The organism is Arthrobacter sp. AIWTK1 (genome assembly GCF_056680535.1).
In genome coordinates this window covers 311016-335474 of record NZ_CM155287.1, presented here as the reverse complement: position 1 = coordinate 335474, position 24459 = coordinate 311016, and the positions used below count along the sequence as shown (strand labels likewise).

The window sequence follows — 24459 nt, the reverse complement described above, 5'->3', positions numbered from 1 at the left end:
TGCGTACTGTCCATTGTCCGCCGGGCCTCCGTCAAGGGCCAGAAGCCTTGCCCGTCAGGCGGTGAGCAGCCCCAGGACGCCCAGCACGACGGCGAGCAACGGCGCCGTACCCTGGGTGGCGGCCGCGCGGAGGTACTTCCGTCCGCTCAGCCCCAGGACGGCGGCCGCGAGCAGCATGGAACCGCAGGAGGCAAAGATGAGGGTCCAGCCCACCTGTGGCTGGCCCCAAAGGACCGCGCCGATCCCGATCAGCGCGCCCACGGCCAGGAACAGGTTGTAGAACCCCTGGTTGTAGGCCAGCGGACGGGTGGTCTCGGCGTCGGCCTGCGAGGCGACCCCGAAGCGCTTCCACGTGGCCGGCCGGGTCCAGGTGACGGACTCCATGGTGAAGATGTAGACGTGCAGCAGGGCAGCGATGAACGCAAAAACGAGGGAGGCCGGGATCATGGCTCGATCCTAGCCTCCCCCGTCCGGGGTTTTTCCGCAGCCCGGAACTAGCGGGTGAGGGTGGACAGGGCGCCGGCGGCGAAGTCCCTGGCCGAGGCGTTCCACTTCCCGAGCAAACCCTGGAGGTTCTCGCCGTCGGCACGGTGCGGACCCGTTTCGGCTTCCAGCGTGGCCAGCACGCCGGTGCGGAGTTCGGTGTTGAAGTTCACCTTGCCCACGTTCATGGCTGCGGCCTTGACCAGTTCCTCCGCGGGAATGCCGGAGGCACCGTGCAGCACCAGCGGGATGTGCGTGCGTACTGCGATGTCCTGCAGCACGTCCCACCGCAGCTGCGGCTCCCCCTTGTACTTGCCATGCACGTTGCCCACGGCCACGGCCAGCAGCTGGGCGCCGGTGCGGGCAACGAAGTCCTCCACCTGCGCGGAGTCGGTCAGCCCGGCGGCGCCCTGCGCGGAAGACGCTGCGACGTCCGCCCCGAAGGCGCGGTCCTCGTCACCGGCCAGTCCGCCCAGTTCCGCTTCAATCACGACGTCGGCATGGCCTTGCGCTTCCAGCACGGCGCGCGCTTCGCGGACCAGGGCGATGTTTTCCTCGTAGGGCAGCGACGAACCGTCCGCGAGGACCGAATCCGCCCCCGCCGCGACGGCGTCGGCGATCACGCGGAGGTCGGAGGCGTGGTCGAGCTGCACGGCAATCGGGACACCGGCGGAGTCGGCCAGTCCGCGCAGCGCCGTGATGAGCCGCAGCCCGTTGGCTGTGCCGGCGGTCTTCGGAGCCACCAGCAGGATGGCCCCGCGGCCGGCTTCTTCCGCCGCCTCCACCACGGCCAGGGCTGTGGTGAAGTCGTAGCAGGTGAAGGCCGGGACGGCTGCGCCCTGCTGGAGGGCGGAAACAACCAGGTGGTCCAGTCGGGCACGCATCAGACGCTCAGGCCCCCCACCAGGGTCCAGATCAGGAAGGTCAGGGCAAAGCCTGCCACGCCCAGGATGGTGGTGAGGACGGTCCAGGTCCGGAGGCCGTCGGCCACGGACAGGCCCAGGTAGCGGGTCACGATCCAGAAGCCCGAGTCGTTGACGTGGCTGAGGCCGAAGGCGCCGAAGCCGATGGCAACCAGGATGAGTGCTGTCTGCACCGGCGAGTAGCCGCCGTCAGCCACTGAGGCGGCAAGCAGACCCGCCGTGGTGATGATGGCTACGGTGGCGGAGCCCTGCGAGGCGCGGAGGATGGCGGCGAGGATGAAAGCCATCAGGATGACCGGGAGGCCGGCAGACTGCAGTCCTTCGGCCAGCGCCTTACCGATGCCGGAAACTGTCAGGACCTTGCCGAATACGCCGCCGGCGCCGGTCACGAGGATCACGATAGCGGTGGGAGCGAGCGCTGAGTCCATGACTTCACCGGTGTGCTGCGAGGACCAGCCGCGGCGGATGCCAAGGAAGTAGTAGGCCAGTCCCAACGCCGTGAGCAGCGCGATCAGGGGTGCGCCGATGAACGCGGCGAGCTGGGATGCGAAGGAATCCTTGGGCAGCATGACCGCGCCCACCGTGCCCACCATGATCATGAGGATGGGCAGGACAATCAAGGTAATGATCATGGCCGGGCTGGGCGCCGTTTTGACGGCGGTGAGCACGGACGACTTCGACGTGCCCTGGGGCGCATCCTGTTCAACTTCCGACTTGCCGCTGCCGAAGAGGCGGAACTGCTCGGCCGTGGTGGACAGCATGCTGTATTCGCGGCGGTTCAGCTTCTTGGCCACAAAATAGCCGAGGAAACCCACGGGGATGCAGATGAGCAGGCCGAAAATCGTGGCCCAGCCGATGTCTGCCTTGAGGATGCCGGCACCGCCGACGACTCCGGGATGCGGCGGAACAACCACATGGATGGCCAGCATGATGGCGCCGACGGGAAGTCCGATCTTGACCGGGTTCACGCCCGCAGCTTTGGAGAAGCCGTAAATGATGGGAATCAGGATGATGAATCCGACATCGAAGAACACCGGTATGGCGAGCAGGAATGCTGCTGCCGTGAGGGCTGCAATAACCCGGCGCGGGCCCAGCAGCTGGGTGAACTTTCCGGCAAGGGACTGCGCCCCGCCGGAGATTTCGATCATCTTTCCGAGCATGGCGCCGAGGCCTACCAGGATGGCCACGGAACCGAGCGTTCCGCCCATGCCTTCCGTGACTGTTTTGATGATGTCCGGAAGGGGGATCCCGGCGACGAGGGCTACGCCGACGCTGACCACAAGCAGTGCCAGGAAAGCGGGAATCTTGAACTTGATCACTGCCACGAGCAGCAGGGCCACGCCTGCTACTGCTATGGCCAGAAGAGCTAGAGCGCTCATTGGGTGTCTCCTTTGACAGGCCAGGGCGGCTGGCCGGACGGGGTGGTTCGACGACGGCGGAGGGGGACCGCCGTCGTCGGGCTTTAGTTGGTGTTAAGCGGTGCGCTTGGTGGGGGCGACGACCTTGATGACGGCGGAGTCGTCGGCAGCGGCGAGGCCCTGGGCCTGGCCCAGGAGGTAGAGCTGCTCGGCCGCGGCGGCAACGGGAGCGGCCAGGCCGGCGGCGCGGGTGGCCTTGCCCACGATGCCCATGTCCTTGACGAAGATGTCCAGGCGGCTCAGCACCTCGGCACCGTACTCGGTGTAGGCCTCCAGGATGCGGGGACCGCGGTTGGAGAGCATGAACGAACCCGCTGCGCCCGCTTCGAGCGCCTTGAGGGTCTTCTCCTGGTCCAGGCCGAGGGCGTCGGCCAGGGCCAGGGCCTCCGCGGCGGCGGCGATGTGGACACCGCAGAGGAGCTGGTTGACGGTCTTGAGGGCCTGGCCGTCGCCGGGCTTGTCGCCCACAACGGTGAGGGTGGAGGCCAGCAGCTCCAGTGCCGGGCGGGCCTTTTCCTGTGCCTCGGGCGATGCTCCCACCACGATCAACAGGTCGCCTTCGCCGGCGCGCTTGGGGCCGCCGGACAGGGGCGCATCCACCAGTTCGACGCCGTATTCGGCCAGGCGGTCCACCGTGGCCGGGATGGCGTCGGTGCCCACGGTGCTGCCGAGGATCACCACGGCGCCCGGCTTCAGCACGGAGGCCACACCGTTCTCGCCGAAGAGTACGTCGTTGAGCTGCTCGCCGTTACGCACTGCCAGGAGCAGGGCGTCGGCGCCTTCGGAGGCTTCGCGGGCGGAGTCGAAGGTGCGGATGCCGGCTTCCTGGGCGAGCTTCAGCCGCGGCTCGGCAATGTCGAAGCCGTGGACGGTGAGCTGGCTGGCGAGGCGGGTGGCCATGGGCAGGCCCATGGCGCCGAGGCCCAGGACTGTGATGGTGTAGTTGCTGGTCATGGTGTTCTCCATTGAATGAGTAATGAGATCGGTGATTGAGCCCGTCGAAATCCGGGTTTCAGAAGGTGTTGCTGAGCTTGCGGGTGACGTCGGCGAGGGACTGGTCGTCCCCCACGTTGCCGGCGAAGACGATGTAGGGGATGCCCTTCGCGGGGCCGTCCACCGGTTCCCACAGGCTCACGATGCCCGGAAGCATGGGACCGCGGACGATCGCGTGGCGGATTTCCAGGCCGTGCGCAGCGACGTCCGAGGACGTGATGCCGCCCTTGGCGATCACAAAGCGCGGCGGGAAGGTCTTGAGCGTGCGGTTCACGACCGCGACGACGGCTGCGGACACCGTGCGTGCGATCCGCAGGCTTTCGGCGGCGTCATCGGTCTTGATGAGCAGGCGGCTGGTGTGGACGATGACGTCGCCTCCGCGCAGCGCCTCCACCACCTTGTCCACAGTCTCGTCAAGGTAGCCGGCCGCGCTATCGCCAAGCAGCTTCTCGACGTCGATCTCCACGATTCGTGCCGCGCGGTGCTGTTCAGTGAGTGCCTTGAGCTGGCGGGTGGTGACGCCCACGTGGGAGCCCACCACGATGAGTCCACCGGCTTCCGAGGGGGTATTGCCGGCGTAGGCCTCTTCGCCGCTGAGCTGGGCGCGGATTTCCTGGCCGATCCGGGCCCGGACAAAGGGCGGGCCCACGCGGTAGAGGAGTTTCTTCCCGCGGCGTTCGGCTTCCTCGAGGCCCAGCGAGAGGGCGCGGAGGTCGTTTTCGGAGACGATGTCGGCCACGATCGGGGTGGAGTCCGTCGCGGATTCGATCGCGTCGGCGATGGCCTTGGCGGAGATGTGCGGATCGGTGGAGGCCCGGATGATGTTCAGGTCCAGGACGATCACCGAGTCCGCGGCAAAGCGGCCCTGTGACTTCTCCTCCACGTACTTGGCCATTTCTGAGTTGGCGAAACCGAAGGAGGCGTCCTTCGCGAATTCGGTCTCCGCAACGGGTGTCAGGGTCCCGGCTTCCTCCCCGGTGCCCCGCATGTAATGCACGCCGCCGATGGTGACGCGGCCGGCGTCGGGAAAGGCAGGAATGATGACGACGCCGTCAGTCGCCTCGCCGCTGACGGCGGCGACGGTGGCGGCGATGACATCCGGCTCGAGCGGGTAGTGGCCGCGGAGGGTGGAGTCGCTGCGGCTGACGAAACCGAGCCGGAGGCTGGAACCGGCACTGCCGGATTCGGTCTCGGACGAGCCTGCTGCGGCCAGCGCGTTGCGGACGATTTCTTCGTTCCGGGCCGCAGCCTCGGCAGCGTCCAGGCTGCGGGTGTTGGTGAGCACGTAGACGGCGGGCTTCGTCTGGTTCTCCCGGATATGGGCGAACGCCCAGGTGAAATCGGCCACGTCCCAGCGGGTGAGGACCGGCAGGTCCGCGACGGACTGGGTGCCGGTGGGGTCGTCGTCGAGCACTACGAGCACTCGGGGGGAGGCTGCCGAAGACGCCGCTACAGCGTCGGCAACCAGCTCAGCGGGAATCTGGACCTCTGCCGGGAAGGCTGCCAGCACATCTGCTTCAAGGGGCACTTTGCACTCCGTTGTGTATGAAATCTCTGCTGCGGGTAGGTATTTGTAAGATGTCAGACATCTAACATTTGAATGCTAGTGTGGCACAAGGCACAGGGACGCGCAAGTAGACTTGTCGGACAAATCGTCGCTCACCGCTGAACGGGGGAAAATTGGCACGTAAATCACTGGTCGGCGTGGTGGCCGATGAGCTCCTGGACCGGATCATTGCCGGCGAGTTTCCTCCCGGGTCCAGTGTCCCCGGCGAGCTGGAACTGAGCGCGAAACACGAAGTCAGCCGCATGACTGTGCGCGAAGCCATGAAGACACTTGAAGCGCAGCGCATCCTGAGCGTGGAGCGGGGGCGGGGCACGTTCGTCAACCCGCTCAACCGCTGGGCATCACTGGAAGCAGTTCTCCGCGCCGCGTCAGAGGGCGTGAATGACGCCTCCGCCGCCATCCAGCTGATCGAACTCCGCCGGATGCTGGAAACGGGGGCATGCGAACTGGCGGCGGGCCGCATCAGCGACGCTGAAATCGGGACACTGCACGGCTACGTGGCAGCCATGCGCAAGGCCCATGACTCCGACGACCTGGCCGCCTTCGTTGAGGCCGACCTCGCGTTCCACGACGTCATCCTCCGCGCCTCGGAGAACGTTTTTGTGGCCGTCCTGTTCGAGCCCCTGCACCGCGTGCTGGAGAAGCGCCGGACGCAGACGTCCAAGTTCCGCGACATCCAGGAGCATGCGATCGGGCACCACCAGGCCATTGCCGAGGCGCTGGAATCGCGGGACGCCGGACGCTCGCGCAGCGCCATGGACGCCCACATGCAGCAGACGCTGGACGACCTGAAGACGTACGTGCTTGAGGCGAAGACCGCCTGACGGCTAGCCCTTAGGCGAGGGAGAGGAAGAGCTTTTCCAGTTCAGCCTTGTCCAGGCTGGGGTCCTCCTGCTGCAGGCACTGCTGCAGGCCGGTGGCGATGATGGAGAACCCGGCCCTGTCCAGGGCACTGGAAACAGCGGCAAGCTGTGTGACCACGCTCTTGCAGTCGCGGCCCTCTTCGATCATCCGGGTTACAGCCGCGAGCTGCCCCTGGGCGCGGCGCAGGCGGTTGATGACCGGCTTCATGTCGGTGGGATCGAGTTCCATTGCTTCCTCCGTGATTCTAGGACTTCCACTATCATATACCCCCCTTGGTATCGATTCCGGCTGATGTCACTGGAATCACACCGCCCGAAGGCCCTGCGGTTCGCAGGGAATTGCGCCCTTCGACCCTGTTATTGGGCCCCCGATGGGGTCACCATGGGAACGTGAGTACGTTCAGCATTCCTGGACCGGCGCGAACACCCTCCGCGTCGAGCACTCCGGCTCCGCACCCCTGGAACCGATACGTGGCACTAGGTGATTCATTTACGGAGGGTTACGGCGATCCGGAGCCGCGAAGCCCCGGCGGTGTCCGGGGCTGGGCAGACCGGGTTGCGGAAGAGCTGAGCCTGGGCCACCAGGACTTCGCCTACGCAAACCTGGCGGTCAGGGGCCGACTGTTGCAGCAGATCGTGGATGACCAGTTAGGGCCGGCCGTGGAACTTAAACCGGACCTGGTCACGCTCTCAGCCGGAGGCAACGACATCGTCTTCCGCGGCAGCGATCCGGACAAGCTGGCGGAAAAGCTGGAGCCGGCCATAGGACTCCTCAGTGCCACCGGGGCAACAGTGGTGCTGTTCACCGGCCCGGACTGGGGAGGCACCCCCGTGTTCGGCCGGATCCGCGGCAAGGTGGCCATCTTCAACGAAAACCTTCGCACCATAGCGGCCCGCCACGACGGCGTGGTGGCCGACCTGTGGACGCTGCGACAGTTGGCGGCTCCGCACATGTGGGATCCCGACCGCCTCCATTTTTCCCCGCTGGGCCACCACACCATCGCGGCCATGGTGCTGGAAACACTGAACGTGCCCCACACCCTCAAGCCGCTGGAGCCCAAGGTGCTGCCCGCCAGCAGCTGGCGGCAGGCCAGGAGCAGCGACCTGGTCTGGGCCAAGGACTACCTCTTCCCGTGGGTGGTGCGCCGGGTCCGGCAACGGCCCGCGAACCTGGGCCTTAAAGCCAAACGACCCGAACCCGGGCCCATATTCGGTCCAGGCGTCGCGCACGGCCCCTTCCCCGGCGGACCGTTCTCCGGCGGCCCGCTCCCCACCGGGCCCGACCGTTGAGTCTCGGCCGCCGGGCCTCAGGGCTGCGGCCACCAGGCCGTGGCGGCGGCAACCTCCGGGTCCGCTAGCCGCCACAAAGCCCTAGTCGCGCCGCCCTGCGTCCGCTAATCTGCAGGGACGCCCCGCAGTTCCGGGTGTCAATGGAGATTATGAGGAGCGAAGTTGTCGAATCACACCTACAGCATTTCTGAAATTGTCGGGACTTCAAACGAAGGCGTGGACGCTGCCGTCCGCAACGGGATCGCCGAGGCCGCCAAGACCCTCCGCAACCTGGACTGGTTCGAGGTCAAGGAAATCCGCGGACACCTTGAAAACGGACAGGTGGCCGACTGGCAGGTGACCATCAAACTGGGATTCCGCCTGGAGCGCTGAAACCGCGGAGTTCAGCGGGACGTATCCCGTGACGTCAGGCGGCGCCACACAGCAGGCGAACCGTTGTAGGACGGGAAGATGTGTCCTTCGAAAAAGGTGTGGCCGTCATGCGGTGCGTCCACGGGGGCCCACAGTCCGGAGGCCGGGCAGTGGGTTCCTGTGGCGCCGGCGGTGGCCACCCGTTCACGGAGCAGTGCGATGCGCTTCATCGTTGAATCCCATCCTTGGTAGTGAAAAAAGGTCTACCCCAAGGCTAGGAAACCCACCGCACTGCCCCAATGGGCGTTTGCCCAGAATCAGCCGGGTTCATGTGGCAGCTGCACAGCCGGTCGCGGGGCCGTAGACGCTGCGTCTTCGATGCCGGCACCGAAGCTGCCCAGCAGCGTCAAGGAATCGGCCGACGGCGAACCCGGCTTCGCGGAAAATATGCGGAGGACTTGGTCCGGGTCCTCCGGCAGCACCAGGTTTTCAAAGTCCAGCTCCAGGTCTCCCACCACCGGGTGGCGGAGCCGTATGCTTCCCGCCGACGGAGCAGCCACGCGGTGCCCGGCCCACCACTGGCGGAAGTGTTCGCTGTGCACCGCAAGCTCACCCACCAGCTGATTGGCCTGGGCATCATTCGGGTGGCGGCCAACGTCCCCGCGCAGGGCCCCGACGGCCTCAGCTGCCACGGCCTTCCAGTCCGGGAACAGTTCACGGGCGCGCGGGTCCAGCATCAGCCAGCGCGTGAGGTTTCGCTCCCCTGCCGGCATGGCCGGGAAATCCGCGAACAGCAGGAAGGCCAGCGGGTTGCCGGCCAGCACGTCGCTCCGGCGGCCCAAAACCAGCGCGGGAACGTCACCCACCGCGCCGAGGAGCTGGCGGAGGGCCGGGCGGACACCCTGGGCCGGGATCGGTGAGCGCTGCGATTCCGCACAGTTCTCCAGAAGGTCCATCATGTGCGCCTGCTCGCTGGAATCCAGGCGCAGGGCCCGCGCCACTGAATCGAGCACCGCCCTTGACGGGTGGATGTTACGGCCCTGCTCCAGTCGCGTGTAATAGTCCGTACTCACATCCGCCAGCCGGGCTATCTCCTCGCGGCGCAGCCCCGGAACCCGTCGGGCGCCGGAGGTTCCGGGCAACCCGGCGTCCTCCGGCTTCAGCCGTGACCTCATGGCCTTCAGGAATTTTCCAAACTCGGCGCTCTGACCCATGCCTTCCATTGTGCACGGCCAGGAAGCCTGATTTATACAACGAACGTAGGACTGCCAGTCCTAGGAAAAACAGGAACAGGCACCCCTACTGACAGTGCGGTGCAAAGTGCATAGGCTCGGAACATAGCCAGCACGAAAGCGGTTTCCCGCTTGCCATTCGACGATCCCTTCGACCGGAAGAACTGACGATGTCCCAGACGCACCAAAACACCATCCCGCAGGTGACCCTCAACAATGGGGTCCAGATCCCGCAACTCGGCTTCGGCGTGTTCCAGGTTCCGCCGGAAGAGACGCAGCGCATCGTCGAAGATGCGCTCGAAGCGGGCTACCGGCACATCGATACCGCTGCCGCCTACCGGAACGAGGCCGGGGTGGGTGCTGCCATCGCAGCATCAGGTATTCCCCGCGAGGATATCTTCATCACCACCAAGCTCCGCAATGGCGAACAGGGCAACGCCCATGAGGCGTTCCAAAACAGCCGCAAGGCACTCGGCGTCGAGTTCGTGGACCTCTACCTGATCCACTGGCCGGTACCCTCCCAAGGGCTCTTCACCGAAGCCTGGAAAGCGATGGAAAAGCTCTACGCCAATAGCCAGATCCGCGCCATCGGCGTCTCCAACTTCCTCGCAGACCACCTGGACACGCTCCTCCCGGCGGCGGACGTCGTCCCGGCTGTGAACCAGTTCGAAATCCACCCCACTTTCCAGCAGCAGGAGCTGGCCGCCAGGTGCAGGGAACTCGGCATTGCCGTTGAGGCGTACAGCCCGCTCGGCCAGGGAGCGGACCTGAACGCGGCGGCGGTGAAGGACCTTGCCGGCAAATATGACGCCACCTCGGCCCAGGTGGTGCTGGCCTGGCACCTTGCCCAGGGAACCATCGTCATCCCCAAGTCAGCCGACTCGAAGCGCATGCGGGAGAACCTGGGGGCCGTCGCCGTCGAACTCTCCGCCGCCGAACTCAGCGACATCACCGCCCTGGAGTCGGGCGCCCGTGCGGGCGCCGACCCCGCCGTTGCCGCTTTCAGCCAGATGTAGCCGACCGTCGGCGGTTGAGCCTGTCGAAACCGATCTCGACGGGCTCAACCACCGGACAAGCTCGATCACAGACAGATAGGACATCTCAGCATGCAGTACACACATCTTGGCCGCTCCGGCCTTCAGGTTTCACGCCTGTGCCTGGGCACCATGAACTTTGGGCCCCAGACCGAAGAATCGGCCGCGCACTCCATCATGGACTCCGCACTGGACTCCGGCATCAATTTCTTTGACACCGCCAACGTATACGGCGGCACCGACCGCCGCGGCTGGACCGAGGAAATCGTTGGCCGCTGGTTCGCCCAGGGCGGCGAGCGCCGGGAACGCACGGTGCTGGCCACCAAGCTCTACGGGACTATGACGGAGCGGCCCAACGAATCCAAGCTGTCCGCCCTGAACATCAGGCGGGCGCTGGACGCGAGCCTCAAGCGGCTCCAGACGGACTACATCGACATCTACCAGTTCCACCACATCGACCGGAACACTCCCTGGGATGAAATCTGGCAGGCCATGGAAGTGGCCGTGCAGCAGGGCAAGATCCTCTACGCGGGCAGCAGCAACTTTGCCGGCTGGCACATCGCCCAGGCACAGGAATCCGCTGCCCGGCGCAACTTCACCGGACTCGTCAGCGAGCAGTCCATCTACAACCTCCTGACCCGCAACCTGGAACTGGAAGTCATCCCGGCCGCGCAGCAGTACGGGCTGGGGCTGATCCCCTGGTCGCCGCTGCACGGCGGCCTGCTGGGCGGCGTGTTGAAGAAAGAGCGCGACGGCGTCCGGCGCACCGAAGGACGGGCGGCCGAAACGCTGAAGAAGCACCAGGACCAGATCCGCCAGTACGAGGACCTGGCCGACGACCTCGGCCACGAGCCCGGCGACGTTGCCCTCGCGTGGCTGCTGCACCAGCCCGCGGTCACCGCACCGATCGTCGGTCCCCGCACGCAGGAACAGCTCGACGCCGCCATCCGGGCCCTGGATGTGACGCTCGACTCCGACGCGCTCAAGCGCCTCGACGACATCTTCCCAGGGCACCGCACCGCCCCGGAGGACTACGCCTGGTGAGTTTTCCGGCAAAGGTGGCTGCGCCGTCGGACATCCTGTTCATCGGCGGAACCGGCGTGATCAGCGCGGCGGCGGCAGAACACGCCGTCGCGCTGGGCCACCGGCTGACCATCCTGAACCGCGGGAAGTCGGCCGGCCGGCCGGCGCCCAAAGGCGCACAGGTGGTCACCGCGGATATCCGGGACACCGCAGCCGTGCCCGAAGCCCTGCGGGGCCGCGACTTCGACGTGGTGGCGGACTTCATTTCGTTCACCCCGGAGCACGCAGCGGCCGCCATCGGGCAGTTTTCCGGCAGGACTGGCCAGTACGTGTTCATTAGCTCAGCCTCCGCCTACCAGAAACCGCCCGCGCGGCTGCCGATCCTGGAATCGACGCCGCTGCGCAACCCCTTCTGGCAGTATTCGCGCGACAAAATCGCCTGCGAGGACCTGCTGATGCGGGCATACCGCGACGACGGCTTCCCGGTCACGGTGGTCCGTCCCTCCCACACCTACGACCGCACCAAGATCGCCCTGTTGGGCGGCTGGACGGACATCCACCGGATGCGGGAGGGCCTGCCGGTGCTGGTCCACGGCGACGGCACCTCGCTGTGGACTCTGACACACAGCCGGGACTTCGCCGAGGCCTTCGTGGGCCTGCTTGGCCGGCCGCAGGCGGTGGGAGAGAGCTACACCATCACCTCCGACGAGTTCCTGCCCTGGGACCAGGTGTACCGGCTGTTTGCCCGGGCAGCCGGCGTCGCCGACCCGGAACTGGTGCACGTGGCCTCGGAAACCATCGCCGCCCACGACGCCGAACGCGGCCCGTGGCTGCTCGGCGACAGGGCGCACTCCGTGGTGTTCGACAACTCCAAAATCAAGTCGCTGGTGCCGTGGTTCCACGCTTCCATCCCGTTCGCGGACGGCGCCCGCGAAAGCATCCGCTGGCACGATGCCCACCCTGAACTGCGGCAGGTAGACGCCGCTTACATGGAGCTCAGCGGCCGGTTGATCGCATGGTCGCGCCGGCCCTAGTACGGTGTTGGCCGCCGTTCGAGGTCCCCTGCAAGGGCTGCGGAATCGTTGGAATACCGTGCCTTCTGACATCTGGGCAAACCGACTCCGATAGGAAAGACTTTCCACATGGCACTCTCACCAGTGATTGAGCTAAATGACGGACACCGGATTCCCCAGATCGGACTGGGGACCTGGCCGCTGGACGATCGCCAGGTGGCTGCCGCCGTTGTGGAAGCCGTGGACGCCGGGTACCGGCACATCGACACCGCGGTGAAATACGGCAACGAAAAAGGCGTGGGAAACGGCATCCGGTCCAGCGGCCTTGACCGTTCCGAACTGTTCATCACCACCAAACTGGACGGCGAATTCCAGGGTCAGGACAGGGCCGTGGCCGGCCTGGACGGATCGCTCAAACGCCTCGGACTGGACTACGTGGACCTGCTTTTGATCCATTGGCCGCTCCCCCGGCGGGATGAATTCATCTCCACCTGGAAAACTTTTGAACGGTTGCAGGCGGACGGCAAAGTGCGGTCGATCGGCGTGTCCAACTTCAAGCCGGCGCACCTGGAGCGGCTCCTGGCCGCCTGCGACGTTGTACCGGCCGTCAACCAGATCCAGGTCAGCCCCGCCATCACCCGGATCGTGGATATCGCCTACAACAGGCGGCACGGAATCGTCACCGAGTCATACAGCCCGCTGGGTGCGGGCAGTGACCTCCTAAACGCCCCAGTGCTGGGAAGGATCGCCCACAAGTATGGCAAAACCCCCGGCCAGATCGTGCTCCGCTGGCATGTTGAACAGGGACTCGTTGCCATCCCCAAGTCGGCCAGTCCACAACGCATCAAAGAGAACCTGGACATCTTCGGTTTTGCCCTGGACGCGGACGACACAACAGCCATGGCAACGCTGGACGGAGGTGACGGGTCCGGAGTTAATTCCGACGTCCAAGGCCACTGAAAATCGGCGTTCCACGGAATTCACAGGTCCACCGACTGGCAGATTAATACTAAGCATGATTAGTATTGGGTAGAAGGATGTAGCGTGCCCGGGATCCGGGCACCTCCTCAATGAAAGAAGAAGGAACGATAAAATGGGTTTTTTCGCATTTCTGATTCTGGGTCTTATCGCCGGAGCAATCGCTAAGGCAATCCTCCCCGGCCGTCAGGGCGGTGGCATTTTCATCACCCTGCTCCTGGGCGTCGTAGGAGCTTTCCTCGGCGGCTGGATTGGCAGCCTGCTCTTCGGTGTTGGCATCAACGAGTTCTTCTCGCTGTCCACATGGCTCCTGGCCATCGGCGGCGCGATCATCGTCCTGCTTGTTTACGGCATGATCACCAAGCGCACGGCCCGCTAAAGCGGAGTCCGGCCTGAGAAACGGCCCCGGGATTTTTTCCTGGGGCCGTTTTTTCATTCGGGCCCCATCAATTTTTCGGCCTTACAGCGGCGGGCGGGCGTCCTTTCTTGCCGGCCCGTCCACGTACGGAACCTTCTCACGGAGCAGGAGTACATCATGAAAGCAAAACTTCTTTTCGGTACCGGAATGGCGGCTGGTTTCGTCCTGGGCTCCAGGTCCGGCCGTGCTGCCTACGAAAAAATCAAGGCAAGGGCAGCGGCGTTCTGGGACAGCAAACCCGTCCAGGACAAAGTGGCTGCGGCAACGGAGGCGGTCAAGGAAAAGGCTCCGGAAGTTTCTGACCAGCTGACGGAAGCCGCGCGCCGCGCCGGCACGGTTATCAGTTCCGCTGTGCACCGGGACAAGTCAACCGACAGCACCAAGGGCAGCACGGCCACATCCGAAGTCCCCACCGCGGAGGGCGAGCTGCCTGCCGGCGACTACGTCCCGTCGCACAGCACGCATCCGGAGACTGTCAACCTGGGGACCGCGGACAGCGGCACGACGGGCAGCAGCACTGAAGGCAGCACCGCCGCCACCGGCATCCCGGACACCACCAGCGATCCGGCCCTGAACGACTCCACCGGCCAAGACTGGTCTGACGAGGGGGGCGCCACGCCTGCCGGCGCCGCCACCAACACGAACCCTGAGCGGACCTAAAACTCCGTCAGCGGTCGCGCCGACCCGTCCGGACCATTGGTTCCGGGCGGGTCGGCGCGTTTCTGCCCGCATTCCCCTTGGGGACGTTCCGTTCGCCAAGGTCTGCAAAGGGCCTGAGCAAGGGTCCAAAGAACCTTGTGGCCGGCCAGCACGGAATCCTAGAATGTGGGTGGCTAAGCAGTCAGCCATTGAATCCCCGTTCCGGAGTGATTTCATGAGTTCTCGACGCCTGGCCCCCGTTCCCCCGGCACCTGCGGCGCGGCCCCTTGCCCGGCGGCGCCCATGAGCGGCTGGAACCTGGACACGGCCGGATCCGTGGGCCCCAATGCCGTGACTATCGTTGAGGGATCGTCGTTCTTCATTTCCGCCGGCAACGGTGACCTGGATCCCGGACTGGCCCACGGCGTCTTCTACCAGGACACCAGGATCCTGTCCCGGTGGAACCTGCTGGTGAACAACCACGTGGTGGAGGGCCTCCTGGCAGCGAACCCGGAGCCATACCGCGCCGTCTTCACCGGCCGGGCGCCCCAACCGGACGGGGCGGCCGACCGGCCCATGGTGGTTGAGCGGGACCGGCAGGTGGGCGACGGTGTACGCGAGACACTAACCCTGCACAACTACTCCAGCAGCCCGGCACCCTGCAGCATCAAACTGGCGGTGGAGGCGGACTTCGCGGACCTGTTCGAGGTCAAAGCCGGCCGGAAGACCCGCCAGCTCCGCCCCTCCCACCGGCCGGAGGATGACCGGCTGGTCATCAGCGGCCGACACAACGGCAGGCTGCTCGGCGTGACCATCCGCGCCCCGGGAGCAGACGTGAACCGCCACGGGGTGATGTTCAAAGTGACCATTCCTGCGAAGAGCTCGTGGACCGCCACCATTGTGGTCACGCCCAGCTCCGACGGCAGCGAACCGGCGGGCAGGTTTTCCGCCAGCACACCCCAGCACGAATCGGTTCCCGCCCTGCGCCACCGGACCTGGCGGGCCGCTGCGCCAGTCATCAGCATGGACAATCCCATGCTGGAAAAGATCCTGCGCCAGAGCCAGCGGGACCTGGGCTCGCTGCGGATCACGGATCCCGCGCATCCGGACCGCACCGTGATCGCCGCCGGCGCCCCGTGGTTCATGGCACTGTTCGGCCGCGATGCCCTGCTGACCTCCCTGATGGCGCTACCCGTGGATCCCACCATCGCGCTCGGAACGCTGCAGACACTCGCAAAACACCAGGGCCAAAAAATCAACAAGATCACTGAGGAACAGCCCGGACGGATCCTCCACGAAGTGCGCCTCGGTTCCGGCGCCGCCTTGTCACTGGGCGGAGAAACGACCTACTACGGGACGGCGGATGCCACGCCTCTTTTCGTCACGCTGCTGGGCGAAGTCAGCCGCTGGGGACTGGAGCCGCGGGCGGTCCAGGAACTCCTCCCCAACGCTGACCGCGCGCTGGAGTGGATTACACAGTACGGCGACCGTGACGGGGACGGCTTCGTGGAATATGAGCGCGCCACCCGGCATGGTCTCCTCAACCAGGGCTGGAAGGACTCCTACGACGGAATCAATTTTGCGGACGGCACCCTCGCCGAACCGCCCATCGCCCTGTGCGAGGTGCAGGGATACGCGTACAGCGCCTTCGTGGCCCGCGCCCTGCTGGCCCTGGAGGTCGGCGATGCCGCCCTTGCACGCAGCTGGGGTGACCGGGCGGCCGGACTGAAGGAGGAGTTCAACCGCAGGTTCTGGCTGCCGCAGCGCGGCTACTTCGCGGTGGCCCTGGACAAGGACAAGCGGCCCGTGGATGCCTGCGCCTCCAACATGGGGCACTGCCTCTGGTCCGGAATTGTGGACGATGACAAGGCTCCCCGCGTGGCGGAGCGCATGATGGAGCCAGACATGTTCTCCGGCTGGGGCGTCCGCACCCTGGCCTCCAGCATGGGCGCTTTCAACCCCGTGAGCTACCACAACGGCTCCATCTGGCCGCATGACAACGCCCTGATTGCTGCCGGGCTGATGCGGTACGGCTTCATTGAAGAAGCGCAGCGGGTGGCCATGTCCATCTTCGACGCCGCAGAGGCGTTCGGCGGCAGGCTCCCGGAACTTTTCTGCGGTTTCCCGCGCGAAGCGGGCAGGCCCCCGGTGGCCTACCCGTCGTCGTGCTCTCCACAGGCCTGGGCTTCTGCCACCCCCCTTTACCTCATCCGTGTCCTGCTGCGCCTGGATCCTTCCGCACCCACCGGCCGGCTCTGGCTGAGTCCGGCCTTTCCGGACGGATTCGGCTACCTGAAGAAGGAACAAGTGCCGCTGGCCGGCTCCCGGCTGACCATCGAAGTTTCAGGCAACGCCGCGCACGTGACGGGGCTGCCGGCGTCCATTGAACTGCATCTGGGGACGCAGGAACCCCTGGCGGACCTCATCCGGGTCCACCACGACCCCGGCCGGAAGGCCGGCTGATGTAGGAGGCACAATGCGCATTGGCATACTGGCACCACCCTGGATACCCGTTCCCCCGCCAAGCTACGGCGGAACCGAATCAGTGGTCCACACCCTGGCCGTGGGACTTGAGGAAGCGGGGCACAATGTTGTGCTGGCGGCCTCGGGAGACAGCACGTGTCCCGTGCCGATGGTTCCCAGCCTGCCGGACTCGTCCGAGCTGAGCATGGATTCCGGACGGCAGGAAATCCTCCACGTGCTCCGCGCCTACGACGCCATGGAGAACGTGGACATCATCCACGACCACACGCTGCTCGGACCGCTGTGCAAGCGGCGCATGTCCGGTGTTCCCCGCGCCACCACCCTGCACGGACCTTTCGACGACGAACTCACCCTGATCTACCGGGCCATGCAGCGGGAGACAGCGCTGGTGGCCATTTCGCACCACCAGGCCTCCACCGCGCGGGGAGTGAACATCGACGCCGTCATCCACCACGGGATCGACGTCCGGAGCGTCCGCTACAGCCCGTCGCACACGGGCGGCGCCTGCTTCCTGGGGCGGATGCACCCCAACAAGGGCCTCCTGCAGGCCATCATGGTGGCGCGCCGGGCGGGAATCCCGTTGCGGATCGGTGCCAAGATGCGTGAACCGTTCGAGCTCGATTACTTCCACGACGTGATCGAACCGCTGCTGGGCCCGGATGTTGAATACCTCGGCGAGCTGGGCACGGCGGACAAGTACCGGCTGCTGGGCGAATCCGTTGCCCTGCTGAACCCGATCCAGTGGCCGGAACCGTTCGGGATGGTGATGATCGAGGCCCTGGCCGCCGGAACCCCGGTGGTGGCCACGCACCGGGGCTCGGCTCCGGAAATCGTCAGCGACGGCGAAACAGGGTTCCTGGCGGACAGCGTCCAAGGCCTCGCCGAAGCGCTGCAGGGCTGCACCTGGCTGAGCCGGCGCGACTGCAGGCGGGCGGCCGAGCAGCGCTTCAGTTCCCAACGGATGGTCGGTGACTACATCCGGTTCTATACGGAGCTCCTGGCGGGATCGTCCCGGGCGGCGGAGGAGACCGCTGCAGCCGGATACTGACGCAAGCAGCGGATCCCCGGCACCCCGCGTCAGCCCGGCCTCCTGCCGATCGCTACTGTGGCGTCCAGCTCCGGGTCGGCGGTCAGCCGGGCGGCGAGTCCCGCGCTCCGCATGAGGCCGACGGTCCGCCGCGCCTGCCTCCGGCTTGTCTCGATCAGCACGTGCCCGCCCGGGGCAAGCCAGACCGGTGCCCCGGCAATAACCCTCCGCTGGATGTCCAGCCCGTCCGGACCGCCGTCCAGGGACATCAGCGGCTCGTGCGTGCGGGCTTCCGGCGGCATGGTGCCGATCGCGGCGGTGGGCACATAAGGAGCGTTGGCCACCAGGACCGTGATGCGGCCGCGCAGCCGCGCCGGCAGCGGTTCGAAGAGGTCACCTTCATGGACATGCCCACCGGCCGGCCCGATATTTCTCCTGGCGCACCGCGCAGCCGCCGGGTCCAGGTCGGAGGCGTGCAGTTCGATTCCGGGCACGTGCGCCGCCAGGGCCGCCCCCACGGCCCCCGAACCGCAGCACAGGTCCACGACGACGGCGCGCTGCGCGCCGTCGGGAGTCCCGCCGTCGGGACTCCCGCCGTCGGGACTCCCGCCGTCGTGAGCTGCACCGTCGGGAGCTGCGCTCCCGGAAGTTCCGCGGAGCAGCAACTCCGCCTGGCGGACAAGGAATTCGGTGCGGCGGCGCGGCACAAACACGCCCGCCGCGACGCCGATGCGGAGCCCGCAGAATTCGGCCCAGCCGAGGATGTGCTCCAGCGGCAGGCCGTCAACGCGCTGCTCGATCATCGTTTCCAGCTCGGCAGCTGAGGCAGCCGCGCCGGTGAGCAGGCGTGCTTCCTCCTCGGCGAACACGCAGCCGGCGGCCCTGAGGCGGCGGACCGTGTTTTCTTGACTCCACTGTTCCGTGCGGCGGGCTGCCGGGCTGTGGGCAGGTCCGGGCCGGCCGGGCTGTCTTGAGCGTTCTGGCGGCAACAGCAGGCTCCCTTAGCTCCGGGTCGGTGGGTTTCATGCTATCGAATCCGGACAGATACCAAGCAACCTTGGGATTTGCTGGAAAAAGTCGGTGCAAGCGCTTACAGTTGTGAGTTGGCTCTCAGAAGCCGGTCTCCCGCGTCGTCCTTCACAGCAGCAACGTCGCTTTCCGGAAGGTTTCCTTATCGTGTTTTTCCGCAGTTCAAACCCCAAGAATCCACCCTGCAAGCAACCGGGAAGGGGCCTCGCCGCGGTGGTTGCGGCGCTGGTTGCCGGCGCCGCGCTGGCGGCCCCCGCCCACGCCGCGCCGGAGCCGAAAAACCCGGGCACGCCGTCGGCCTCGCATTCGCTCCGCGCCCCGGTGACGGACGAAAACTTCTACTTCGTGATGGCGGACCGCTTCAGCAACGGAAGCAGCGCGAACGACGACGGCGGGCTGGGTTCCGATCCGATGGTCTCCGGTTTCGACCCGACGAAGAAGGGCTTCTACAACGGCGGCGACCTCAAGGGCCTGCTGGACAAGATCGACTACATCCAGGGCCTGGGCACCACGTCCATCTGGCTGACGCCCAGCTTCAAGAACAAGGCGGTCCAGCCGGAGGACAAATCGGCCGGCTACCACGGCTACTGGGTCACCGATTTCACCCAGATCGACCCCCACCTGGGCACCAACGCCGAGCTGAAGGCGCTGATCGACGAAGCCCACTCGCGCGGGATGAAGGTCTACTTCGACATCATTACCAACCACACGGCGGACGTGATCGGCTACGAGGAAGGCGCCCGCACGGCCTACAAGTCCAAGGACGCCGAACCGTACAAGACGGCCGCCGGCGAAGTGTTCGACGACCGCGACTACGCCGGCACGGACACGTTCCCGGAACTGGATCCGGCCAAGTCCTTCCCCTACACGCCAGTCCTGGAGAAAGGCGAAGAGGACCTCAAGGTTCCGGCCTGGCTTAACGACCCCACGCTGTACCACAACCGCGGTGACACCACCTTCCAGGGCGAGGACTCCTTCTACGGCGATTTCTTCGGCCTGGACGACCTTTTCACCGAGAACCCCAAAGTGGTCGAGGGAATGACGAAGGTCTACGAAGACTGGATCAAAGATTTCGGGGTGGACGGCTTCCGGATCGACACCATGAAGCACGTCAACGACGAGTTCTGGCAGGAGTTCGGGCCCAAGGTCCTGCAATACGCCAAGGAACAGGGCAAGGACGAGTTCTTTATGTTCGGCGAGGTCTTTGACACCTCCAAGAGCTTCACCTCCCAGTTCACCACCCGCAACAAGATGCAGGCCGTGCTGGACTTCCCGTTCCAGGATGCCGCCCGGAACTTTGCGTCCCGCAGCCAGCCCGCCAGCCAGCTGGAGACGTTCTTCGCCGGGGACGACTGGTACACCGATGCCGACTCCAACGTCTACGAACTCCCCACCTTCCTGGGCAACCACGACATGGGCCGGATCGGCAGCTTCATTGCCGCCGACAACCCCGGTGCGGACGACACCGAACGCCTCGCCCGGGACCGGCTGGCCCACGAGCTGATGTACTTCTCGCGCGGCAACCCGGTGGTGTACTACGGCGACGAGCAGGGCTTCACCGGCCCGGGCGGGGACCAGGATGCACGCCAGACGCTCTTCGCCAGCCAGGTGCCGGAATACCTTGACGACGACCTGCTGGGCACTGATGCCACCCATGCCACGGACAACTTCAACACCGGCCACCCGCTGTACAGCAAGATCAGCGAACTCGCAGCGCTGACCGCCGAGCACCCGGCACTGCGCAACGGCGCCCACCAGAACCGGTACGCGGCGGAGGGCCAGGGAATCTACGCGTTCTCCCGCACCGATGCGAAGGACCAGCGCGAGTACGTCGTGGCGGTAAACAACAGCGGGGCCGCGCAGACGGCCGCGGTGCCCACCTACATCGCAAAGCGCAACTACAGCCGGATCTACGGCGACTCCGGCGGTTCCGCTGCCGAGTCCAAGACTGCTGACGACGGCAAGCTCACCGTCACCGTTCCGCCGCTCTCCGCAGTGGTCTACGAATCGTCGGGGCGGATTCCGCACTCCAAGGCGGCTCCCGCCGTCGCCCTCCAGGAGCCGGCCACGGCGGAAGGTGACAACGGCAGGATCCGGGTGGCGGCCGACGTCGACGGTTCCTCGTTCTACGAAGTCACCTTCCAGGCACGAACAGCGGGCGGGGAATGGGAGCCGATCGGCACGGACGACACCGCTCCGTACCAGGTGTTCCATGACGTCACTGGGCTTGAGCCCGGCACCGCCGTGGAATACCGCGCGGCGGTCCTGGACAACGGCGGACACACTTCGGTCAGCCCGGCCCGTACGGGTACGGTCCCCTCCCCTGTCCTCGCCATGCAGAAACCGGCGGAGGGCAGCAGCGTGGACGGCAAGGTGGAGGTCAGCGCCACGGCCAGCCCCGAGAAAGCTGATTACACCGTCAACTTCGAACGCAGCGTGGACGGCGGCCAGTGGGCAGCGATCGGTTCGGACAGTTCCTCGCCGGCGTACACGGTCTTCGATGACCTCGCGGCCTTGGGCCTCGACGACGGCACCGCGGTCCGCTACCGGGCAACCATGTCCGTTCCGGGCGCCGAGAGCGTGGTCAGCGACATCCGGACCGTAGTGGCCGGTGAGATTCCGCAGCCTGACTCCGTGACGGTGGCCGGAAGCCTGGATTCTGAAATAGGTTGCCCGGACGACTGGCAGCCGGCGTGCGGAGCGGCCTTCATGACGCTGGACCCGGCGGACAAAGTCTGGCGCCTGACGGTGCCGAAACTGCCGGCGGGCACGTATGAGTTCAAGGCCGCGCTCAACGGCAAGTGGGACGAGAACTACGGCGCAGGGGGTGCCCTGAACGGGGCGAACATTGTGCTGGAGCACCCGGGCGGGGCCGTGACGTTCCGCTACGACCACACGACCCACCTGCTCAGTCCGGTCTACGCATCACAGCAGCCCGGCGCCGTGGCTGCGGCCGGCAGCATGAACCTGGAACAGGGGTGCCCGGAGGACTGGATGCCCGCCTGCGACCAGGCGCAGTTGAAGCTGGACCCGGCCGACCTGGTGTGGAAGCTGTCCGTGACCAACCTGCCCGCCGGCAACTACGAGTTCAAAGCGGCCCTGAACCGGTCCTGGGCCGAGAGCTACGGCGCCGGCGGTTTGCCGAACGGCGCCAACATCAGCCTGGTGCACGACGGCGGCCCGCTCACCATCCGGTACGACCACTTCACGCATGTGATGACTGCCGGATAGCGGCTTTGGCCTGACCGGGCAAGCAGCCCGCCGGCCGATGACAACCGAAAGCAGCGCCGCCCTCTCCTGAGGACGGCGCTGCTTTCGTGTTACTAGTTTGCCGCGGCGCGCTGCACTATGACGGCGCGCTGGTGGCTTCTGCTAGCTCAGCGTCGCGGTGTCGATCACGAAGCGGTAGCGGACGTCGGAGGCGAGGACGCGCTCGTAGGCCTCGTTGATCTTCTCGGCCGGGATGACCTCGATTTCGGCGCCCAGGTGGTGCTCGGCGCAGAAGTCCAGCATTTCCTGGGTCTCGCGGATGCCGCCGATCATCGAACCGGCGAAGGAGCGGCGGCCGGCGATCAGCGCGAACGCGTTCACGGGGAGCGGCTCGGCCGGTGCGCCGACGTTCACCAGGGCGCCGTCAAGGGTCAGCAGCTGCAGGTAGGAGCTGATGTCGATCGACGCGCTGACGGTGTTGATGATCAGGTCGAAGCTGCCGGCCAGGTCGCTGAAGGTGTTCTCATCGCTGGTGGCGTAGTAGTGGTCCGCGCCCAGTTTCAGGCCGTCTTCCTGCTTCTTGAGGGACTGGGACAGCACCGTAACCTCGGCGCCCATGGCGTGGGCGATCTTGACGGCCATGTGGCCCAGGCCGCCCAGTCCGACGACGGCGACCTTCTTGCCGGGTCCTGCACCCCAGTGGCGCAGCGGCGAGTAGGTCGTGATGCCGGCGCAGAGCAGCGGTGCGGCGACGTCGAGCTCGATGCCCTCCGGAATCCGCACCACGAAGTCTTCGGTCACGACAACGTGGGTGGAGTAGCCGCCCTGGGTGATGGTGCCGTCGCGGTCCACGGCGCCATAGGTGCCGATGTTGCCCTTGAGGCAGTACTGCTCCTCGCCCTTCAGGCAGTTGACGCACTCGCGGCAGGAGTTGACCATGCAGCCGACGCCGACGCGGTCGCCGACGGCGTGCTTGGTGACTTCAGCACCCACTTCGGTGACGATTCCGGCGATTTCGTGTCCCGGTGCCAGCGGGTACTGCTGGGGTCCCCAGTCACCGCGCACGGTGTGGATGTCCGAGTGGCAGATGCCGGCGTACTTGATCTCGATCAGCACATCGTGCGGGCCGACGTCGCGGCGTTCGATGGTGGTGGGAACGAGGTCTCCGTCAGCGGACGGGGCGGCATATGCGTTAGCGGTAAGCAATATATTCTCCAATGTTGGGTGAGAGATTCATTTGGTTGGGTGGAGGTCTTATGGGCGGATGAGCACCTTGAGCGCTGTGCGGTCGGCCATCGCGCGGTAGCCGGCAGCGACGTCGTCGAGGGCTACAGTCTGGTCAAACACCCTGCCGGGCTGGATTGTTCCCGAGAGGATGTCCGGCATGAGTTCTTCGATGTAGGCCCGGGCCGGGGCCACGCCGCCGGTCAGGGTGATATTGCGCATCACGGTGCCGAAATTCATGGGCACATCGGTGTACTGGGCAGCTCCCACCCTACCAACGGCACCGCCGTCGCGCACGGCGGCGATCGCGGTGTTGATGGCATCCTGGGTCCCGACGCACTCCAGGACCGTGTGCGTGGTGCCCGGTGCACAGCACATCTGAAAGCGTCAGCACGGAGATCAAAAGCGGGGAGTCCTCAGCGACCGGCAGCTTCACCAAGGTGCCCTGTGCCTGCGGCACGCGCACGGCTTCGCCCTGGCCGCCGTCGAGGTTGTGGCCCCACTGGCCGCCGTGGCGGCAGGAGGTCTGCAGGCCTTCACGGCAGAAGTCGCAGGTGTTGTCCGACCAGACGAACGGGGCCACCACGAGGTCGCCGCGTTTGAGGGCCACAGGTCGCTGCCGCACACGCAGGACAGGACCACCCGCACCACGGCGTCCGTCGGTTCCTTAATGGCCGCGTCGGGCACGTTTTCCACGCGCACGTCGTCGGCGCCGTACATCATTGTTGCTCGCATGGGAATCCTCTTCGCAGTGTCTTTGGTGATGGGGATCTATGGGTGGGCCGGCCTGCCTAGCCGGCGTGCGCCGTCGTCGGCTCTTCTGCCGGCTGTTCTTCTGCGAGAACCTCCTTCAGGGCCGTGGTGGAGCTCATGGCGTTGGGCCATCCGGCGTAGAAGGCCAGGTGGGTGATCGTTTCCACCAATTCATCGGGCGTGACGCCGTTCGCGATGGCGCGCTTCAGGTGAAACGGAAGCTGGCCTGTGCGGTACAGCGCCGTCAGCGCCGCAACGGTGATCAGGCTGCGGTCGCGGGGCGAGAGTCCGGGCCGTTCCCACACGTCGCCGAACAGCACGTCGTCGGTGAGCTGGACCAGCTTCGGGGCGACGTCGCCGATCAACTGCTGGGCCGCCGAAGGGGTCTCTGTTGCCATGGTGGTGCTCCTTAGGAAGTTTTCGCTGCCTATCCAGCAAACCGCGTCCTCTAGGCGCGGGGAAGGTCCTGTTGGTACAGGTACTGGCAGGGCCTCCCTGCAGCGACGG

At 66.0% G+C, this 24459-nt stretch carries 25 protein-coding genes; 12 read left to right on the top strand and 13 right to left on the bottom strand.

The window, feature by feature from the left end:
• Window positions 1-54: 54 nt before the first annotated feature.
• From AC1MDG_RS01630 to AC1MDG_RS01610, 5 genes are all read right to left on the bottom strand, one after another.
• A complete protein-coding gene (locus tag AC1MDG_RS01630; protein WP_479807081.1) occupies window positions 55-447 on the bottom strand; it encodes a DUF1304 domain-containing protein in 393 nt (130 codons plus the stop codon).
• Window positions 448-494: 47 nt separating this feature from the next.
• Window positions 495-1367 carry a class II fructose-bisphosphate aldolase gene (locus AC1MDG_RS01625; protein ID WP_479807079.1) on the bottom strand — a complete coding sequence of 291 codons (873 nt, stop codon included), beginning with the start codon at window positions 1365-1367 and terminating at the stop codon, window positions 495-497.
• Complete coding sequence (locus tag AC1MDG_RS01620) at window positions 1367-2785, bottom strand: GntP family transporter (RefSeq protein ID WP_479807077.1); 1419 nt, start codon at window positions 2783-2785, stop codon at window positions 1367-1369. Before AC1MDG_RS01620 ends, AC1MDG_RS01625 begins: the two co-directional genes overlap by 1 nt.
• Before the next feature lie 93 nt (window positions 2786-2878).
• Complete coding sequence (locus AC1MDG_RS01615; RefSeq protein ID WP_479807075.1) at window positions 2879-3778, bottom strand: NAD(P)-dependent oxidoreductase; 900 nt, start codon at window positions 3776-3778, stop codon at window positions 2879-2881.
• Between the two features lie 58 nt (window positions 3779-3836).
• Window positions 3837-5345, bottom strand: coding sequence for a four-carbon acid sugar kinase family protein (locus AC1MDG_RS01610; RefSeq protein WP_479807073.1), 1509 nt, complete (start codon window positions 5343-5345; stop codon window positions 3837-3839).
• A gap of 152 nt (window positions 5346-5497) precedes the next feature.
• On the opposite strand from AC1MDG_RS01610, the gene AC1MDG_RS01605 reads away from it, so the two are divergent.
• Window positions 5498-6208 (top strand): FadR/GntR family transcriptional regulator, encoded by a 711-nt coding sequence (locus tag AC1MDG_RS01605; RefSeq protein WP_043477175.1) that lies wholly within the window; start codon window positions 5498-5500, stop codon window positions 6206-6208.
• A 10-nt stretch (window positions 6209-6218) separates the two neighbouring features.
• Here the strand turns inward: AC1MDG_RS01605 and AC1MDG_RS01600 are convergent, their stop codons facing one another.
• A complete protein-coding gene (locus AC1MDG_RS01600; protein WP_043477171.1) occupies window positions 6219-6476 on the bottom strand; it encodes a metal-sensitive transcriptional regulator in 258 nt (85 codons plus the stop codon).
• A gap of 161 nt (window positions 6477-6637) precedes the next feature.
• Between AC1MDG_RS01600 and AC1MDG_RS01595 the strand changes: the two genes are divergently transcribed.
• Window positions 6638-7537 carry an SGNH/GDSL hydrolase family protein gene (locus AC1MDG_RS01595; protein WP_479807071.1) on the top strand — a complete coding sequence of 300 codons (900 nt, stop codon included), beginning with the start codon at window positions 6638-6640 and terminating at the stop codon, window positions 7535-7537.
• A 162-nt stretch (window positions 7538-7699) separates the two neighbouring features.
• Window positions 7700-7909 (top strand): dodecin, encoded by a 210-nt coding sequence (locus tag AC1MDG_RS01590; protein WP_011690139.1) that lies wholly within the window; start codon window positions 7700-7702, stop codon window positions 7907-7909.
• An 11-nt stretch (window positions 7910-7920) separates the two neighbouring features.
• Here the strand turns inward: AC1MDG_RS01590 and AC1MDG_RS01585 are convergent, their stop codons facing one another.
• Entirely contained in the window at window positions 7921-8118 is a 198-nt protein-coding gene (locus tag AC1MDG_RS01585) for a hypothetical protein (RefSeq protein WP_479807069.1), read from the bottom strand.
• Between the two features lie 87 nt (window positions 8119-8205).
• Entirely contained in the window at window positions 8206-9102 is an 897-nt protein-coding gene (locus tag AC1MDG_RS01580; RefSeq protein ID WP_479807067.1) for a helix-turn-helix transcriptional regulator, read from the bottom strand.
• Window positions 9103-9290: 188 nt separating this feature from the next.
• Between AC1MDG_RS01580 and AC1MDG_RS01575 the strand changes: the two genes are divergently transcribed.
• From AC1MDG_RS01575 to AC1MDG_RS01540, 8 genes are all read left to right on the top strand, one after another.
• Complete coding sequence (locus tag AC1MDG_RS01575) at window positions 9291-10136, top strand: aldo/keto reductase (RefSeq protein WP_479807066.1); 846 nt, start codon at window positions 9291-9293, stop codon at window positions 10134-10136.
• A gap of 90 nt (window positions 10137-10226) precedes the next feature.
• Window positions 10227-11198 carry an aldo/keto reductase gene (locus tag AC1MDG_RS01570; protein ID WP_479807064.1) on the top strand — a complete coding sequence of 324 codons (972 nt, stop codon included), beginning with the start codon at window positions 10227-10229 and terminating at the stop codon, window positions 11196-11198.
• Window positions 11192-12211, top strand: a complete 1020-nt coding sequence (locus tag AC1MDG_RS01565) for an NAD-dependent epimerase/dehydratase family protein (protein ID WP_479808997.1) — start codon at window positions 11192-11194, stop codon at window positions 12209-12211. The genes AC1MDG_RS01570 and AC1MDG_RS01565 overlap by 7 nt, the downstream gene beginning before the upstream one ends.
• Before the next feature lie 108 nt (window positions 12212-12319).
• Window positions 12320-13150 (top strand): aldo/keto reductase, encoded by an 831-nt coding sequence (locus AC1MDG_RS01560; RefSeq protein ID WP_479807062.1) that lies wholly within the window; start codon window positions 12320-12322, stop codon window positions 13148-13150.
• A 133-nt stretch (window positions 13151-13283) separates the two neighbouring features.
• A complete protein-coding gene (locus AC1MDG_RS01555) occupies window positions 13284-13547 on the top strand; it encodes a GlsB/YeaQ/YmgE family stress response membrane protein (protein ID WP_011690132.1) in 264 nt (87 codons plus the stop codon).
• Window positions 13548-13703: 156 nt separating this feature from the next.
• The gene (locus AC1MDG_RS01550) at window positions 13704-14246 is read left to right on the top strand and encodes a hypothetical protein (RefSeq protein ID WP_479807060.1); all 543 of its coding nucleotides are present in this window, start codon (window positions 13704-13706) and stop codon (window positions 14244-14246) included.
• Window positions 14247-14528: 282 nt separating this feature from the next.
• Window positions 14529-16688 carry an amylo-alpha-1,6-glucosidase gene (locus AC1MDG_RS01545; RefSeq protein ID WP_479807058.1) on the top strand — a complete coding sequence of 720 codons (2160 nt, stop codon included), beginning with the start codon at window positions 14529-14531 and terminating at the stop codon, window positions 16686-16688.
• A 13-nt stretch (window positions 16689-16701) separates the two neighbouring features.
• Complete coding sequence (locus AC1MDG_RS01540) at window positions 16702-17757, top strand: glycosyltransferase family 4 protein (RefSeq protein WP_479807056.1); 1056 nt, start codon at window positions 16702-16704, stop codon at window positions 17755-17757.
• A gap of 29 nt (window positions 17758-17786) precedes the next feature.
• Here AC1MDG_RS01540 and AC1MDG_RS01535 read toward each other — a convergent pair whose 3' ends face one another.
• Window positions 17787-18605, bottom strand: coding sequence for a putative protein N(5)-glutamine methyltransferase (locus AC1MDG_RS01535; RefSeq protein WP_479807054.1), 819 nt, complete (start codon window positions 18603-18605; stop codon window positions 17787-17789).
• A gap of 373 nt (window positions 18606-18978) precedes the next feature.
• Between AC1MDG_RS01535 and AC1MDG_RS01530 the strand changes: the two genes are divergently transcribed.
• Window positions 18979-21996, top strand: coding sequence for an alpha-amylase family glycosyl hydrolase (locus AC1MDG_RS01530; RefSeq protein WP_479808996.1), 3018 nt, complete (start codon window positions 18979-18981; stop codon window positions 21994-21996).
• Between the two features lie 141 nt (window positions 21997-22137).
• On the opposite strand, the gene AC1MDG_RS01525 is transcribed toward AC1MDG_RS01530, so the two are convergent.
• The 4 genes from AC1MDG_RS01525 to AC1MDG_RS01510 all read right to left on the bottom strand — a co-directional run bounded on the left by AC1MDG_RS01525 (window position 22138) and on the right by AC1MDG_RS01510 (window position 24350).
• Complete coding sequence (locus AC1MDG_RS01525) at window positions 22138-23181, bottom strand: NAD(P)-dependent alcohol dehydrogenase (RefSeq protein ID WP_043477144.1); 1044 nt, start codon at window positions 23179-23181, stop codon at window positions 22138-22140.
• Between the two features lie 48 nt (window positions 23182-23229).
• On the bottom strand, window positions 23230-23577 hold the full coding sequence (locus AC1MDG_RS01520) for a hypothetical protein (protein WP_479809162.1): 348 nt from the start codon (window positions 23575-23577) through the stop codon (window positions 23230-23232).
• Window positions 23471-23782: a hypothetical protein gene (locus AC1MDG_RS01515; RefSeq protein WP_479808995.1), complete on the bottom strand. Its 312-nt coding sequence runs from the start codon at window positions 23780-23782 to the stop codon at window positions 23471-23473. The genes AC1MDG_RS01520 and AC1MDG_RS01515 overlap by 107 nt, the downstream gene beginning before the upstream one ends.
• 208 nt (window positions 23783-23990) lie before the next feature.
• Window positions 23991-24350 (bottom strand): carboxymuconolactone decarboxylase family protein, encoded by a 360-nt coding sequence (locus tag AC1MDG_RS01510; protein WP_479807052.1) that lies wholly within the window; start codon window positions 24348-24350, stop codon window positions 23991-23993.
• Window positions 24351-24459: the final 109 nt, after the last annotated feature.

What these genes read in the sequence shown, in the direction of transcription:
- AC1MDG_RS01630 (WP_479807081.1), bottom strand. Translation starts at nt 447, where the DNA reads ATGATCCCGGCCTCCCTCGTTTTTGCGTTCATCGCTGCCCTGCTGCAC.
- AC1MDG_RS01625 (WP_479807079.1), bottom strand. Translation starts at nt 1,367, where the DNA reads ATGCGTGCCCGACTGGACCACCTGGTTGTTTCCGCCCTCCAGCAGGGC.
- AC1MDG_RS01620 (WP_479807077.1), bottom strand. Translation starts at nt 2,785, where the DNA reads ATGAGCGCTCTAGCTCTTCTGGCCATAGCAGTAGCAGGCGTGGCCCTG.
- AC1MDG_RS01615 (WP_479807075.1), bottom strand. Translation starts at nt 3,778, where the DNA reads ATGACCAGCAACTACACCATCACAGTCCTGGGCCTCGGCGCCATGGGC.
- AC1MDG_RS01600 (WP_043477171.1), bottom strand. Translation starts at nt 6,476, where the DNA reads ATGGAACTCGATCCCACCGACATGAAGCCGGTCATCAACCGCCTGCGC.
- AC1MDG_RS01585 (WP_479807069.1), bottom strand. Translation starts at nt 8,118, where the DNA reads ATGAAGCGCATCGCACTGCTCCGTGAACGGGTGGCCACCGCCGGCGCC.
- AC1MDG_RS01580 (WP_479807067.1), bottom strand. Translation starts at nt 9,102, where the DNA reads ATGGGTCAGAGCGCCGAGTTTGGAAAATTCCTGAAGGCCATGAGGTCA.
- AC1MDG_RS01575 (WP_479807066.1), top strand. Translation starts at nt 9,291, where the DNA reads ATGTCCCAGACGCACCAAAACACCATCCCGCAGGTGACCCTCAACAAT.
- AC1MDG_RS01570 (WP_479807064.1), top strand. Translation starts at nt 10,227, where the DNA reads ATGCAGTACACACATCTTGGCCGCTCCGGCCTTCAGGTTTCACGCCTG.
- AC1MDG_RS01560 (WP_479807062.1), top strand. Translation starts at nt 12,320, where the DNA reads ATGGCACTCTCACCAGTGATTGAGCTAAATGACGGACACCGGATTCCC.
- AC1MDG_RS01555 (WP_011690132.1), top strand. Translation starts at nt 13,284, where the DNA reads ATGGGTTTTTTCGCATTTCTGATTCTGGGTCTTATCGCCGGAGCAATC.
- AC1MDG_RS01550 (WP_479807060.1), top strand. Translation starts at nt 13,704, where the DNA reads ATGAAAGCAAAACTTCTTTTCGGTACCGGAATGGCGGCTGGTTTCGTC.
- AC1MDG_RS01545 (WP_479807058.1), top strand. Translation starts at nt 14,529, where the DNA reads ATGAGCGGCTGGAACCTGGACACGGCCGGATCCGTGGGCCCCAATGCC.
- AC1MDG_RS01540 (WP_479807056.1), top strand. Translation starts at nt 16,702, where the DNA reads ATGCGCATTGGCATACTGGCACCACCCTGGATACCCGTTCCCCCGCCA.
- AC1MDG_RS01520 (WP_479809162.1), bottom strand. Translation starts at nt 23,577, where the DNA reads ATGTGCTGTGCACCGGGCACCACGCACACGGTCCTGGAGTGCGTCGGG.
- AC1MDG_RS01510 (WP_479807052.1), bottom strand. Translation starts at nt 24,350, where the DNA reads ATGGCAACAGAGACCCCTTCGGCGGCCCAGCAGTTGATCGGCGACGTC.